Annotated in this window: 13 protein-coding genes; 5 read left to right on the top strand and 8 right to left on the bottom strand. The window is 71.7% G+C overall.

Features of this window, described 5'->3' with window-relative positions; translation table 11 throughout:
* Window positions 1–34 precede the first annotated feature (34 nt).
* From ASD06_RS13280 to ASD06_RS13270, 3 genes are read left to right on the top strand one after another with little or no spacing between them, the layout of a single operon-like run.
* Complete coding sequence (locus ASD06_RS13280; protein WP_235502338.1) at window positions 35–901, top strand: phosphatidate cytidylyltransferase; 867 nt, start codon at window positions 35–37, stop codon at window positions 899–901.
* Window positions 902–922: 21 nt separating this feature from the next.
* The gene (gene rlmN, locus ASD06_RS13275) at window positions 923–2056 is read left to right on the top strand and encodes a 23S rRNA (adenine(2503)-C(2))-methyltransferase RlmN (RefSeq protein ID WP_056678434.1); all 1134 of its coding nucleotides are present in this window, start codon (window positions 923–925) and stop codon (window positions 2054–2056) included.
* On the top strand, window positions 2053–2589 hold the full coding sequence (locus ASD06_RS13270; protein WP_157371709.1) for a DivIVA domain-containing protein: 537 nt from the start codon (window positions 2053–2055) through the stop codon (window positions 2587–2589). The genes rlmN and ASD06_RS13270 overlap by 4 nt, the downstream gene beginning before the upstream one ends.
* Here the strand turns inward: ASD06_RS13270 and ASD06_RS13265 are convergent, their stop codons facing one another.
* From ASD06_RS13265 to ASD06_RS13255, 3 genes are all read right to left on the bottom strand, one after another.
* Window positions 2590–3672 (bottom strand): LOG family protein, encoded by a 1083-nt coding sequence (locus ASD06_RS13265; RefSeq protein WP_056678429.1) that lies wholly within the window; start codon window positions 3670–3672, stop codon window positions 2590–2592. It abuts the gene before it with no gap.
* 38 nt (window positions 3673–3710) lie between these two features.
* Window positions 3711–4100: a pyridoxamine 5'-phosphate oxidase family protein gene (locus tag ASD06_RS13260; protein WP_056678426.1), complete on the bottom strand. Its 390-nt coding sequence runs from the start codon at window positions 4098–4100 to the stop codon at window positions 3711–3713.
* Window positions 4101–4220: 120 nt separating this feature from the next.
* Entirely contained in the window at window positions 4221–5420 is a 1200-nt protein-coding gene (locus ASD06_RS13255) for a cysteine desulfurase-like protein (RefSeq protein ID WP_056678422.1), read from the bottom strand.
* Between the two features lie 78 nt (window positions 5421–5498).
* On the opposite strand from ASD06_RS13255, the gene ASD06_RS13250 reads away from it, so the two are divergent.
* Both ASD06_RS13250 and ASD06_RS13245 read left to right on the top strand, forming a co-directional pair.
* A complete protein-coding gene (locus tag ASD06_RS13250; protein ID WP_056678420.1) occupies window positions 5499–7388 on the top strand; it encodes a propionyl-CoA synthetase in 1890 nt (629 codons plus the stop codon).
* A gap of 238 nt (window positions 7389–7626) precedes the next feature.
* The gene (locus ASD06_RS13245; RefSeq protein WP_157371708.1) at window positions 7627–8307 is read left to right on the top strand and encodes a nuclease-related domain-containing protein; all 681 of its coding nucleotides are present in this window, start codon (window positions 7627–7629) and stop codon (window positions 8305–8307) included.
* Window positions 8308–8313: 6 nt separating this feature from the next.
* Here the strand turns inward: ASD06_RS13245 and ASD06_RS13240 are convergent, their stop codons facing one another.
* From ASD06_RS13240 to ASD06_RS13220, 5 genes are all read right to left on the bottom strand, one after another.
* Window positions 8314–8565, bottom strand: a complete 252-nt coding sequence (locus ASD06_RS13240) for a DUF6191 domain-containing protein (protein ID WP_056678412.1) — start codon at window positions 8563–8565, stop codon at window positions 8314–8316.
* A gap of 79 nt (window positions 8566–8644) precedes the next feature.
* On the bottom strand, window positions 8645–10021 hold the full coding sequence (locus ASD06_RS13235; RefSeq protein ID WP_082538020.1) for an FAD-binding oxidoreductase: 1377 nt from the start codon (window positions 10019–10021) through the stop codon (window positions 8645–8647).
* Window positions 10022–10678, bottom strand: coding sequence for a pyridoxamine 5'-phosphate oxidase family protein (locus ASD06_RS13230; RefSeq protein WP_200942170.1), 657 nt, complete (start codon window positions 10676–10678; stop codon window positions 10022–10024).
* On the bottom strand, window positions 10675–12096 hold the full coding sequence (locus ASD06_RS13225) for an aspartate aminotransferase family protein (protein ID WP_056678409.1): 1422 nt from the start codon (window positions 12094–12096) through the stop codon (window positions 10675–10677). Before ASD06_RS13225 ends, ASD06_RS13230 begins: the two co-directional genes overlap by 4 nt.
* Entirely contained in the window at window positions 12093–12563 is a 471-nt protein-coding gene (locus tag ASD06_RS13220) for an Lrp/AsnC family transcriptional regulator (RefSeq protein ID WP_056678405.1), read from the bottom strand. The genes ASD06_RS13225 and ASD06_RS13220 overlap by 4 nt, the downstream gene beginning before the upstream one ends.
* Between the last annotated feature and the right edge of the window lie 143 nt (window positions 12564–12706).

Genomic DNA, 12706 nt, shown 5'->3' with positions numbered 1-12706 from the left:
TGCTCGCCCTCTCGCTCGGACCGCCCGGACGCCCGTGAGTGACCTCAGCCCCAGCCAGCCGCCGCTGACCCGTTCGGCGGCGCGAGCATCCCGGACGCCGCCGCGCGCCGGCCGCAACCTGCCGGCTGCCGTCGGCGTCGGCGTCGGTCTCGGCGTCGTGGTGATCGCCTCGCTGTTCATCCGGCGCGAGGCGTTCATCGCCGTCGTCGTGGTCGCGGTGTGCCTGGCGGTGTGGGAGCTGTCGCAGGCGCTGGCGCAGCGCCACGTGCACGTACCGCTGCCGCCCGTCGCCGTCGGCGCCGTCGCCATGCTGGTGGCGGCCTACAGCGCCGGAGGCCAGGCGCTGGCGGTCTGCTTCGTCCTGACCGCCGTGGGAGTGCTGGTCTGGCGCAGCGCCGAGACGCCGCAGGGCGCGTTGCGCGACGTCGCCGGGGGCCTGTTCACCGCCGCGTACCTGCCGCTGCTGGCGGGCTTCGTCATCCTCATGCTGGCCGAGGACGACGGCGCCTGGCGGGTGCTCACCTTCATGGTCGTCACGGTGTGCAGCGACATCGGCGGGTACGCCTTGGGCGTCGTGGCCGGACGCCATCCGATGGCACCGGCGGTGAGCCCCAAGAAGTCGTGGGAGGGCTTCGCGGGGTCGGTGATCGCCTGCGTCGTCGCCGGTGCGGTGCTCATGCCGCTGGCGCTCGACGCGCCGTGGTGGAGTGGCGTCGCGCTGGGCGCGGCCGTCGTCGTCGCGGCCACGGTCGGTGATCTCGCCGAGTCGATGATCAAGCGCGACCTGGGCATCAAGGACATGGGATCGGTGCTGCCGGGGCACGGCGGCGTGATGGACCGGCTCGACTCGCTGCTCGTCAGCGCGCCGGTGGCCTGGCTGCTGCTCCACCTGCTCGCCTGAGTCTGGGACACTGGGAGAGCCATGGCCCCCGCTCAGCTGACCTTCACCGCCCCCCGCCGCGCCAAGCCGCCGCGCCACCTCGCCGACCTCGCACCGGACGAGCGAGCGGACGCCGTGCGCGAGCTGGGCGTGCCGGCCTACCGCGCGCGCCAGCTCTCGACCCACTACTTCGAGCGCCTGGTCGACGACCCCGAGGCGATGACCGACCTGCCGAAGGCCCAGCGCGGCGAGCTCGTCGAGCAGCTGCTGCCCTCGCTGCTCACGCCGGTGAGCGTCCGCACGGCCGACCACGGCGCGACGGTCAAGACGCTGTGGCGGCTGTTCGACGGCGCCCTCGTCGAGAGCGTCCTCATGCGCTACCCCGGCCGGGTCACGATGTGCGTGTCCAGCCAGGCCGGCTGCGGCATGAACTGCCCGTTCTGCGCCACCGGCCAGGCCGGGCTGACCCGCAACATGTCGACCGCCGAGATCGTCGAGCAGGTGGTCGCCGGCGCTCGCTCGCTCACGCGCGGTGAGGTCGGCGAGCACGTGGACGCGCCCCTGCGGGTGAGCAACGTGGTCTTCATGGGAATGGGCGAAGCGCTTGCGAACTATCGAGCCGCTATTGGCGCAATTCGTAGGCTCACAGACCCGACACCAGACGGCTTAGGCATGAGCGCGCGCGGCATCACGATGTCCACCGTGGGTCTGGTGCCGGCGATCGACAAACTTGCGGCTGAGGGAATTCCTGTGACTCTGGCGCTGAGCCTGCACGCCCCGGACGACGAGCTGCGCGACGAGCTCGTGCCCATCAACACCCGCTGGAAGGTCGGCGAGGCGCTCGATGCGGCGTACCGCTACTTCCAGACCACCGGCCGTCGGGTCAGCATCGAGTACGCGCTGATCCGCGACATCAACGACCAGGCCTGGCGCGCCGACCTGCTCGGCAAGCTGCTGAACGCGCGCGGCAAGGGCTGGGTGCACGTCAACCCCATCCCGCTGAACCCGACGCCGGGCAGCAAGTGGACCGCCAGCGACCCGCGTGTCGAGCACGCGTTCGTGTCGGCGTTGCGTGCACGGGGGATCCCCACCACCGTGCGCGATACTCGCGGCCAGGACATCGACGGCGCGTGCGGCCAGCTGGCTGCCACGCAGATCACGGGGAGTGGTGCGTGAGCGCGCCCATGAGGTTTCGCAAGGTCGGGGCGCTTGGGCGCGGGTACGACGTCGGTCAGGTCGACGCCTTCATCGCCCGGGCGCTCGGCGGCGGCGTCAGCTCAGCCGAGATCCGCAGCGTCGGCTTCGACCTGCGGCTCGGTGGCTACCAGGTCAGCGCCGTCGACGCCGCGCTCGACCGGCTCGAGGACGACGCGCTGAACGGTGAGCGCGAGGGCGACCGTCGCGGCCTCGGCGAGCGCGGCTTCGTCCGCGACGTCACGGCCCAGGCTCAGGTGCTGCGCGCTCGGCTCGCGCGACCGCACGGCGACCGCTTCGCGCGCGGATCGATGTGGGAGCGCGCGTACGACGTCGAGCAGGTCGACCTGCTGTGCGACGACATCGCGGAGTACTTCGACGGCGGCACGGCGCTGTCGCCTGACGACCTGCGCGGCGCTGTGTTCGCCACCCGCCGCGGCTCGCGGGGGTACAGCGAGCGCGCCGTCGACCGGTTCGTCGACCGGGTCGTGGCCGTCATGGGCCGGGTCAGCTGATCAGCTGAGCCCGAGCATCTCGTCCACCTGGTCGACGTCGTCGATCAGGTGGACGCGGGTGGCCATCTCGCGTCCGGCGGCGAGGGCGGTCAGCAGCGGCCAGGCGGGCAGGGTCGCCGTCCAGTAGTCGACGCCCACCAGCACGATCGGCGCGATGCTTCCGGCCGTGCCGTAGTAGGCGCGCGTCGCGTTCTGGAAGATCTCCTGCACCGTGCCGGCTGCTCCGGGTAGCACCACCAGACCGGACGTGCTGCGTGACAGGAGCAGGTCCTCGCGCTGGGCGTTGGAGAAGAACTTGGCGATGGCGCTGGAGAAGACGTTGCTCGGCTCGTGGCCGTAGAACCACGTGGGGACGCCGAGGCTGGTGAGCCGGGGGTCGTCCAGCCGCAGTCGATCGCGAACGGCGAAGCCCGCCCGGGCCCAGGCCGTGACGTCCGTGAACGCGGGCACCCGAGCCAGCTCGGCTGCCGCCGCGACGAGGTCGTCGTCGGAGTGCTCGTGCAGCGCGGAGCCGAGCGTGGCCGCCTCCATGGCTCCCGGGCCGCCGCCGGTCAGCACCAGGGCGCCGCTGCGGGCGAGCCGCCGTCCGAGCCGGGCGGCGGCCAGGTAGGTGGGCTGGCCGCGCTCGATCGCGTGGCCTCCCATGACGCCGACGGCGCGACGTCCGGCGAGCGTCTCGTGCAGCGCGTCGCTGACGCTGTCGTCGTGCACCGCGCGCAGCATGGTGGCGAGGATGTCGTCGCGCAGCGTGCGGTCGAGCCACCAGCGGTAGGCCCGGGCGTCCGGCGTCGCCGGGTAGCCGTCGTCCAGGCCGTCGTACAGCTCGTCGGCGGTGTAGAGGCTCGAGCGGTAGGGGTCGACCGGTACGCCGGGAACCTCGGGGAAGACCAGTGCTCCACCGCTGCGCAGGTGGGCGTCGAGGCGCTCGCTCAGCCGGCCGCCCAGCACCACCAGACCGCGCGGGTCGGCGGCGAGCAGGCGGTTTTCCCGGGCGGTGAGATCGAGCGCCTGCAGGCGCAAGCCGGCGAGCGGCCGGCCGGCGTCGAGCCAGGCGTCCAGGGCGTCCAGGCTCTCGATCTCCATGGGTGGGCATTCTGCCCGACCCCTGGTGGCCGGCCGCCTCAGGTGAGGCCGGTGACGCGGTCGACCTTCACGGCCAGGACGACGCGCGCGGGGTTCTCGCGCGGGGTGCGGTAGCGCTGGGCGTAGCGCTGCTCGCCCTCCCGCACGGCGTCCGGGTGCACGAGCACGGACACCACGCCCTCGAGCGTCAGCCAGCGGCGGCCGTCGACCTGGCAGAGGGCCGCGCGGCCACCGTTGATCGCGTTGCGAGCCTTCACGCTGTCGCCGCTGGTGATCACCCGCGCGACGCCGGCGTCGTCGTCCCAGGTGAAGCCGACGGGTACGACGTGGGGCGTGCCGTCACGGCGCAGGGTCGTCAGGGTCGCGAGGTGCCGCTCACGCAGGAACTCCAGGACGGCGTCCGGCAGGGCAGCGGGGTCGAAGCGCACACCCCTAGCCTCCCAGCCCGCGTCCTGTTGATCACGTTGAGTGGGCGACACACCGCTTCACGAGGGTTGCAGCCCTCGGTAACCGGGCGGAACCCTCGGCAAGCGAGGTGGCTCGGGGCGTCAGGGGAGCAGCCCACCCAACGCGGCGACGACGCGGTCGACGTCGTCGATGGTCGAGTACGGCGCGAGCCCGAGCCGCAGGCCGCCGGCGTCGCCGAGCCCCAGCCGGCGCGAGGCCTCGATCGCGTAGAAGTTGCTGGACGGCGCGTTGATCCCCTGCTGTGCGAGGTGCGCCGAGACCTCCTTCGCTTCGCGCCCGTCGAAGGTCAGCAGCAGCGTCGGCGTCCGCTGCGCGGCACGCGACCACGACCGGACGCCGGGCAGCTCGGCGATCCCCGCCTCGAGCCGGTCGCGCAGGGCGTCCTCGTGCGCCTCGACGGCGGCCATCGCCCGCAGCAGGCGATCCCGGCGCCCGCCGTCGTCCGGGGCGAGGCCGGCGAGCACGTCGACGGCAGCCGTCGTGCCCGCGAGCAGCTCGTACGGCAGCGTGCCGAGCTCGAATCGCTCGGGCACCGCGTCGGACGACGGCAGCAGCTTGGCCGGGTGCAGCGACTCCAGCAGCTCGGGCGCGGCCGCGAGAACGCCGCAGTGCGGCCCGAGGAACTTGTACGGCGAGCAGGCGAGCAGGTCGGCGCGGAGCGTGGCCATGTCGACCGGCGCGTGCGCGGCCAGGTGCACGGCGTCGACGAACACCAGCGCGCCGACACCGTGCGCCACCTCGGCGATCTCGGCTACGGGCGGGCGGGTTCCGATGAGGTTCGACGCTCCCGTGATCGCCACGAGCCGGGTGCGCGGGCTGAGGACGGCGGCCACGTCGTTCGCGGTGAGCTCGCCGGTGCCCGGGTCGAAGTCCGCCCAGCGCACGGTGGCGCCCACCGCCTCGGCGGCCTGCACCCACGGCCGCACGTTGGCGTCGTGGTCGAGCCGCGTGACGACCACCTCGTCGCCAGCCTGCCAGGTGGCGGCCAGCGTGCGCGAGAGGTCGTAGGTGAGCTGCGTCATGCTGCGCCCGAAGACGACGCCGCGGGGGTCGGCGCCGAGCAGGTCGGCCATCGCCTGGCGCGCACCAACCACGACGTCGTCGGCGAGGCGCTCGGCGGCCGTGAGCCGGCCGCGGTTAGCGATCGAGCTCGTCATGGTGCGGGCGACCGCCTCGGCCACGGGAGCCGGTGTCTGCGACCCACCCGGGCCGTCGAAGTGCGCGATGCCGCTGCTCAGCGACGGGAACTGCGACCGGAAGGCGTCGACGTCGTAGGTCATGCGCCGATCCTCGCGCACGAGCCACCGTTCGCCGCAGGCGCCCTAGCGCGCTGCGCCGTCCGGGGAGAGGATGCCGCCATGAGCCAGAACGGATCCTGGAGACGAGCCCACGACCGCAGCCTCGCCGACCCAGCGGCGTTCTGGGGCGAGGCCGCCGGACTCATCGACTGGATCACCAAGCCGCCGCGCGTGCTGGACGACGACCGGCCGCCGTTCTACCGCTGGTTCACCGGCGGAGTGCTCAACACCTGCTACAACGCGCTCGACCGGCACGTCATCGCGGGCCGTGCCGACCAGCTCGCGCTCGTGCACGACTCGCCCGTGACCGGTACGCAGCGCAGCTTCACCTACGCTCAGCTGCTCGACCAGGTGGCCCGTTTCGGCGGCGTGCTGCGGGCGCTCGGTGTCGAGCAGGGCGACCGCGTCGTCATCTACATGCCGATGGTGCCCGAGGCCGTCATCGCGATGCTCGCCTGCGCGCGTATCGGCGCCGTCCACTCGGTGGTGTTCGGCGGGTTCGCACCCGCCGAGCTCGCGGCCCGCATCGACGACGCGCAGCCGAAGGTGATCGTCTCGGCGTCCTGCGGCATCGAGCCGTCGCGGGTCGTCGAGTACAAGCCCATGCTCGACGCGGCGATCGAGCGGGCCGAGCACAAGCCCGACAGCTGCGTGGTGCTGCAGCGGCCGCAGGCCGTCGCCGCCATGGGTGAGCGTGACCTCGACTGGGCGACCGTGATGCGCGAGGGCGCCGTGACGCCGGCCGAGTGCGTGCCCGTGGCCGCGACCGACCCGCTCTACGTCCTGTACACCAGCGGCACCACGGGCAAGCCCAAGGGGATCGTGCGCGACAACGGTGGGCACGCCGTCGCGTTGCGCTGGTCGATGGAGAACGTGTTCGGTGTGCGCCCGGGAGAGACGTGGTTCACCGCGAGCGACGTCGGCTGGGTCGTCGGCCACTCCTACATCGTCTACGCGCCGCTCCTCACCGGCTGCACGACCGTTCTCTACGAAGGAAAGCCGGTCGGGACGCCGGACGCGTCGGCGTTCTGGCGCGTCGTCGAGCAGTACGGCGCCAGCGCGATGTTCACCGCGCCCACCGCCATCCGCGCGATCAAGAAGGACGACCCCGACGGTGCCCGCATGCGCGACCACGACCTGACGAGCCTGCGCACGCTGTTCCTGGCGGGGGAGCGGCTCGACCCCGACACGTACGCGTGGGCGTCCGAGCGGCTGGGCGTGCCGGTCGTCGACAACTGGTGGCAGACCGAGACGGGTTGGCCCATCTGCGCCAATCCGCAGGGCCTGGAGCCCATGGCGATCAAGCCCGGTTCACCGACCGTGCCCATGCCCGGCTACGACGTCCGGGTGCTCGACGCCGAGGGGCACGAGGTGCCGGCCGGTCACGAGGGTGCCATCTGCCTCAAGCTACCCATGCCGCCGGGCACGCTGCCCACGCTGTGGGGGGACGACGACCGGTACGTCGCGTCGTACCTGTCGGCGCACGAGGGCTACTACCTCACCGGCGACGGCGGGTACGTGGACGACGACGGCTACCTGTTCGTCATGGGCCGCACCGACGACGTCCTCAACGTCGCTGGGCACCGGCTGTCCACGGGTGCCTTGGAGGCGGCGCTCGCGGGCCACCCGGCGGTGGCCGAGTGCGCCGTGATCGGTGTGCACGACGACCTCAAGGGCCAAGTGCCGCGCGGGCTCGTGGTGCTCAAGGGTGGCGCGGACGTCGACGCCGAGACCGTTGCGCGAGAGTGCATCGAGCGCGTGCGCTCAGAGGTCGGGCCCGTCGCCGCGCTGCACCGCGTGGACGTCGTCACCGCGCTGCCGAAGACCAGGTCGGGGAAGATCCTGCGGCGCACGATGCGCGAGATCGCCGACGGCCACCAGCCCGCCGTCCCCTCGACGATCGAGGATCCCACGGTGCTCGACACCCTCACGCCCGTCCTGCGCGCCTGACCCCCAGCCCCTCGTGATCATGCACGCTGGCGCAGGGCGTCTGCGCTGGTGACACTGAGGTGGGCCGGCATCGGGCTCAAGGCGGATCGACGAGAGCCCGACTAGAAACCCATGTCTGGAGTCCTTGGCGACTGGTTGATGCGCCGAGCGGCCCGGCGGCGTGCCGGTTCGCGTGCGCGAGAGAAGTACCGAGCGCAGCGGAAGGCTTGGTTGCGAGCCCAACCGTCGCGTGTGGGTGGTGCTCGTCGCTGCCTCGCTCACCGTGCTGGCAGGCTTCTATGCCGCTATGGCCTGGTACCCGGGAGACCAAGCCTGGATTTGCGGGTTCCTTGCCGGCGCGTTCGCGATGATGGTCTTCGCCGTTCGTCAGTACCCGCCCGGTGTCGTCGAGCGATGGCAGGAAGGAGCGTGGGGAGAGGAGTTCACGGCGAAGGAGCTGGCCCGACTTTCTCCATCGGCATGGTCGGTGATCAACGACGTCGGCAACGGTGACTTCAACTTCGACCACGTGGTCGTCGCGGACCACGGGATCTACTGCTTGAACTCCAAGAAGTCGGGATGCGACATCGTCGTCGACACGGCGACGGGTGGGATCCGTATGACGAATCGCTACGACCCCTCGCACTCCTGGTGGGACCGCAGCCTCCTGGCCCAGGCGCGCCGAGATGCCGCGACGCTGAGTGATCTCGTGTTCCGACGCAGCGGTCAGCGAGTGTGGGTGGAGCCCGTCATCGTGTGGTGGGGCGGATTCGCGCAGAAGGGCTGCACCGCGAGGGGGGTGGGCGTCGTGCATGGTCCAGAGCTGACAGACAGGCTGGAGCACGTCGCCAAAGTGCACCACGGTCGACCCGTCGACCGAGCGGCAGTGGTCGCTGCGCTGTCACCCGGCCGACGGCGCGCGGCCGGCGCGAACCGGTAGCGCCCCTCACTTCGGCAGTGGCGTCACCCCAGGGCATGCGCTGGCGTGCATGATCACGGGTCGGGAAGGGTGGTGTTGGGGTCGGGCGGTGGGCGAGTGGTGGGGACGGGGGATGACGGCGGTGCCGGCGTCGAGGTCGATACCGAAGGGCGGGGCACCGGTCTCGGGGATCTGCGCCTCGATGCGCTTGCGGTCGCGCTCCTGGCGCCAGTGCTTGTAGCCAGGCTGGAAGATCTCGATGAACCCGTCGAGCTCCATGGCCACCTCCCCACGTCGTGCTATCGAGCCTACGCCGACGCGGCGCCGGCGTGCATGATCACGAAGGGGTGGGGAGGGTTCAGTGGCCGGTGAGGGACGCGAGCACGCGCCCGAGCCGAGCCGGACGCCCGGTACGCGCCTCCTCGGCGTCGGCCAGCTCGGCGAGACGCAGGCCGGCGTTGACTCCCAGCCACCGCAACGGTTCGGGCTCCCAGCGACGTGAGCGGTGACCCACCCAGGGCAGCGTCGTCAGGCCCGTGCGTGTGCCGGTGATGAGGTCTGCGAGCGTGCGGCCGGCCAGGTTCGTCGTCGAGACGCCGTCGCCCACGTACCCACCGGCCGAACCGAGCCCGGTCGACCGGTCGTAGTGCACGCTGGCGTGCCAGTCGCGCGCGATGCCCAGTGGGCCGCCCCAGCGGTGGGTGACCTGGGCGTCGGCCACACCGGGAAAGAGATCGACGAGCGCGCGGTGCAGGGCGTCGAAGACCCTCGGCTCGAGGTCGAACTCGGGTCGCACCGCCGACCGGAAGTGGTACGGCGCGCCGCGACCGCCGAACACGAGCCGGTCGTCGGCGGTGCGCTGGCCGTAGACGATGACGTGCCGGTGCTCGCTGAACGTCTCGCCGTGCGCCAGGCCGGCGTCGTCCCAGAACGCCTGTGGCAGAGGCTCGGTGGCGATGATGAGCGAGTAGACCGGCGCGACGTCTCGGGCGTGCCCGGGCAGCGTCGGCGTCCACGCCTCCGTGGCGCGCACGACGTGCCGCGCACTCACCCGGCCCCGGTCGGTGGTGACCACCCTGGGCTGCACGGACGTCGCGCGCGTCCCCTCGACGATACGGCCGCCGTGGTGCTCCACGGCGCGGGCGAGACCCTGCACCAGCTTGGCCGGCTGGATGCGGGCGCAGTGCGGGGTGTACGTCGCTCCGAGCGCCCGCGTCACGCCGATGCGCTCGCGCGTCTGCTCGGCGTCGAGAAGCTCGAGCCCGTCGACGCCGTCCCAGGCCGCGTCGTGCGCGACCTCCTCGTGCGCCCGCGCGAGCTGGGCCTGGTTGCGGGCCACGACGACCGTGCCGCCCCGCACGTAGTCGCAGTCGATCTGCTCGCGCTCGACGACGGCGCCGATCTCGAGCACGGTGTCGAGCATCGCGCGGCGCATGGCCAGCGCAGCGTCCCGGCCGTGCGAGGCGGCGATGGCGTCGACGCTCTGCGGCAGCAGCGCAGAGCACCAGCCACCGTTGCGGCCGCTGGCCCCGAAACCGACGCTCTCGGCCTCGACGACGAGGACGTCGAGGTTCGGGTTGCGCCGCAACAGGTAGTAGGCCGTCCAGAGCCCGGTGAAACCCCCACCCACGATGCACACGTCGACCGCCGCGTCACCGTCGAGCGCCGGGCGCCGTGTCGGCTGCGCGGCGCGGTCGATGTCCCACTGCCACAACGTGTTCGATGGAGCGCCCACTCAGCACCTCCCGTCGGGCCAGGCCCGCACGTAGTCCGGCACCGCGACGTCGAAGCGCAGGTCGGGTGCGTCCACCGGCTCACCGAAGCGGTGCTCGATCGGCACGACGCCGGCCCACACCGGCAGGTCGAGGTCGTCCGCCGCGTCGTCCGGGGCGCCGTCCGACACCTTGAGCGACCACTCGTCGAGCGGCAGCGCAAGCACCTTGGTGGCAATCAGCTCCTTGGCGGACGCCGGCCGCGCTTCGCTCGCTCGTCCTGGCAGCAGGCGGTCGGTGAGGTGCTGCAGCGCAACGGCTTTCGCCTCGCCCTCCAGCTCGGTGCATCGGCCCAGCACCATGGCGCTTCGGTAGTGCATCGACGACTCGAACGCGCTGCGAGCCACCACCACGCCGTCGGTGATGGTCGCCGTGAGGCAAGTTGATGCGCCGTCCGCGAGCGTCCGGAACAGCCGAGAAGCGTTGCTGCCGTGGATGATCAGCCGATCGCCGTCACGCGCGAAGGCCACGGGCACCACGAAGGGCTGGCCGTTGTCGACCACGGCCACGTGCGCGACCAGCGCGGTGTCAAGGAGGCGATCGAGGGCCGCGCGGTCGCCGGACTGCTTCTCCGGCAGCCGGCGCACCCGCGTGCGGGACGCCGGCTGCCGGGGGCTCACAGGCGAGCCCACGCCTCCGTCAGGACGCCGCGCAGGCGCTGCTCGATGTCGTCGAACTCGGGCTGGCCGATGATGATCGGCGGCGCGAGCTGGATGACCGGGTCGCCGCGGTCGTCGGCGCGGCAGTACAGCCCGGCGTCGAACAGCGCCTTCGACAGGAAGCCACGCAGCAGCCGCTCGGCCTCGTCGTGGTCGAAGGTCTCGCGGGTCTCCTTGTCCTTCACCATCTCGATGCCGTAGAAGTAGCCCTCGCCGCGCACGTCACCGACGATCGGCAGGTCGAGCAGCTTCTCGAGCGTGGCCCGGAAGCGCGGTGCGTTCTCGTGCACGTGCTGGGTGAGACCCTCGCGCTCGAAGATGTCGAGGTTGGCCATCGCGACCGCGGCCGACACCGGGTGACCGCCGAAGGTGTAGCCGTGCAGGAACGACGTCGTGCCCTTCTTGAACGGCTCGAACAGCCGGTCGGAGGCGATCATCGCGCCGATGGGGGAGTAGCCGGACGTCAGGCCCTTGGCGGTCGTGATGATGTCGGGCACGTAGTTGAAGTCCTTGCAGGCGAAGATCTCGCCGATCCGACCGAAGGCGCAGATCGTCTCGTCGCTCACCAGCAGCACGTCGTACTCGTCGCAGATCTCACGCACGCGCTCGAAGTACCCGGGCGGCGGCGGGAAGCAGCCACCGGAGTTCTGCACCGGCTCGAGGAACACGGCGGCGACCGAGTCGGGACCCTCGAACTCGATGGCCTCGGCGATGCGGTCGGCGGCCCAGCGCCCGAAGGCCTTCGGGTCGCTGCGCAGGTGCTCGGGTGCGCGGTAGAGGTTGGTGTTCGGCACCTTGTGCGCGCCGGGCACGAGCGGCTCGAACGGCACCTTGGCGTCCGGGATGCCCGTGATCGACAGCGCGCCCTGGGGCGTGCCGTGGTAGGCCACCGCGCGGCTGATCACCTTGTGCTTGGTGGGCTTGCCGACGAGCTTGAAGTACTGCTTGGCCAGCTTCCAGGCCGTCTCGACGGCCTCGCCACCACCGGTGGTGAAGAAGACGCGGTTGAGGTCGCCGGGAGCCTCGTGGGCCAGCCGCTCGGCGAGGTCGATGGCCATCGGGTGCGCGTACGACCACAGCGGGAAGAACGCCAGCTCGGCCGCCTGCTTGGCCGCCGCCTCGGCGAGCTCCGTGCGGCCGTGACCCACCTGCACCGTGAACAGGCCGGCGAGGCCGTCGATGTACTCCTTGCCGTTGGCGTCGTAGATCTTCGCGCCCTCACCGCGCACGATGATCGGCACGTGGCCGCCACCCTCGTACACCGAGTGCCGGGTGAAGTGCATCCAGAGGTGGTCGCGGGCGGCGTCCTCCCGGTGCGTGCCGCGCGGCGTGGTGCCCGGCTCGTCGGGGCCGGAGATGTCCTGCGGAGTGGTGGTCATCGAGTTCCCCAGTTGTAGAGCTGCTTACGCAGCTTCAGGTAGACGAACGTCTCGGTGGTGCGGACGCCCGGGGTGGTGCGGATGCGCGTGCTGATGAGGTCGAGCAGGGCGTCGTCGTTCTCGCAGACGGCCTCGACCAGCAGGTCGAAGCTGCCGGCCGTGACGACGACGTAGTCGACCTCGGGCATGTCAGCGAGCTGGTCGGCGACAGCGGTGAGGTCGCCTTCGGCGCGGATGCCGATCATGGCCTGGCGGCTGAAGCCCACCTGGAGCGGGTCGGTGACCGCCACGATCTGCATGACTCCGGCGTCGAGCAGCCGCTGCACGCGTTGGCGCACGGCGGCCTCGGACAGGCCGACCGCCTTGCCGATCGCGGCGTAGGGACGGCGGCCGTCCTCCTGCAGCTGCTCGATGATGCGCTTCGACACCTCGTCGAGCGCGCTGCCGTTGCCGGCCCTGGAAGTCACGGCCCGATCCTCTCGTACCCGTGCCGCAAAGGCAAGTGATTCCGTCGCTGATCGCGGAGTTGGCGACTGATTCCTATGGGTTGCGGGCCGTAGACTGTCGATACCGGCGTCCGCACGCTAGTGTCGCGAGAGGCCGCCGACGT

The organism is Angustibacter sp. Root456 (genome assembly GCF_001426435.1).
GTDB lineage: Bacteria > Actinomycetota > Actinomycetes > Actinomycetales > Angustibacteraceae > Angustibacter.
Note: the sequence above shows the minus strand (reverse complement) of the source record. Positions and strands in the feature narration are given on the sequence as shown.

Excerpts from the sequence above, each read along its gene's own strand:
- rlmN (WP_056678434.1), top strand. The coding sequence starts at position 923 with ATGGCCCCCGCTCAGCTGACCTTCACCGCCCCCCGCCGCGCCAAGCCG.
- ASD06_RS13265 (WP_056678429.1), bottom strand. The coding sequence starts at position 3,672 with ATGGAGATCGAGAGCCTGGACGCCCTGGACGCCTGGCTCGACGCCGGC.
- ASD06_RS13255 (WP_056678422.1), bottom strand. The coding sequence starts at position 5,420 with ATGACCTACGACGTCGACGCCTTCCGGTCGCAGTTCCCGTCGCTGAGC.
- ASD06_RS13250 (WP_056678420.1), top strand. The coding sequence starts at position 5,499 with ATGAGCCAGAACGGATCCTGGAGACGAGCCCACGACCGCAGCCTCGCC.
- ASD06_RS13240 (WP_056678412.1), bottom strand. The coding sequence starts at position 8,565 with ATGGAGCTCGACGGGTTCATCGAGATCTTCCAGCCTGGCTACAAGCAC.
- ASD06_RS13225 (WP_056678409.1), bottom strand. The coding sequence starts at position 12,096 with ATGACCACCACTCCGCAGGACATCTCCGGCCCCGACGAGCCGGGCACC.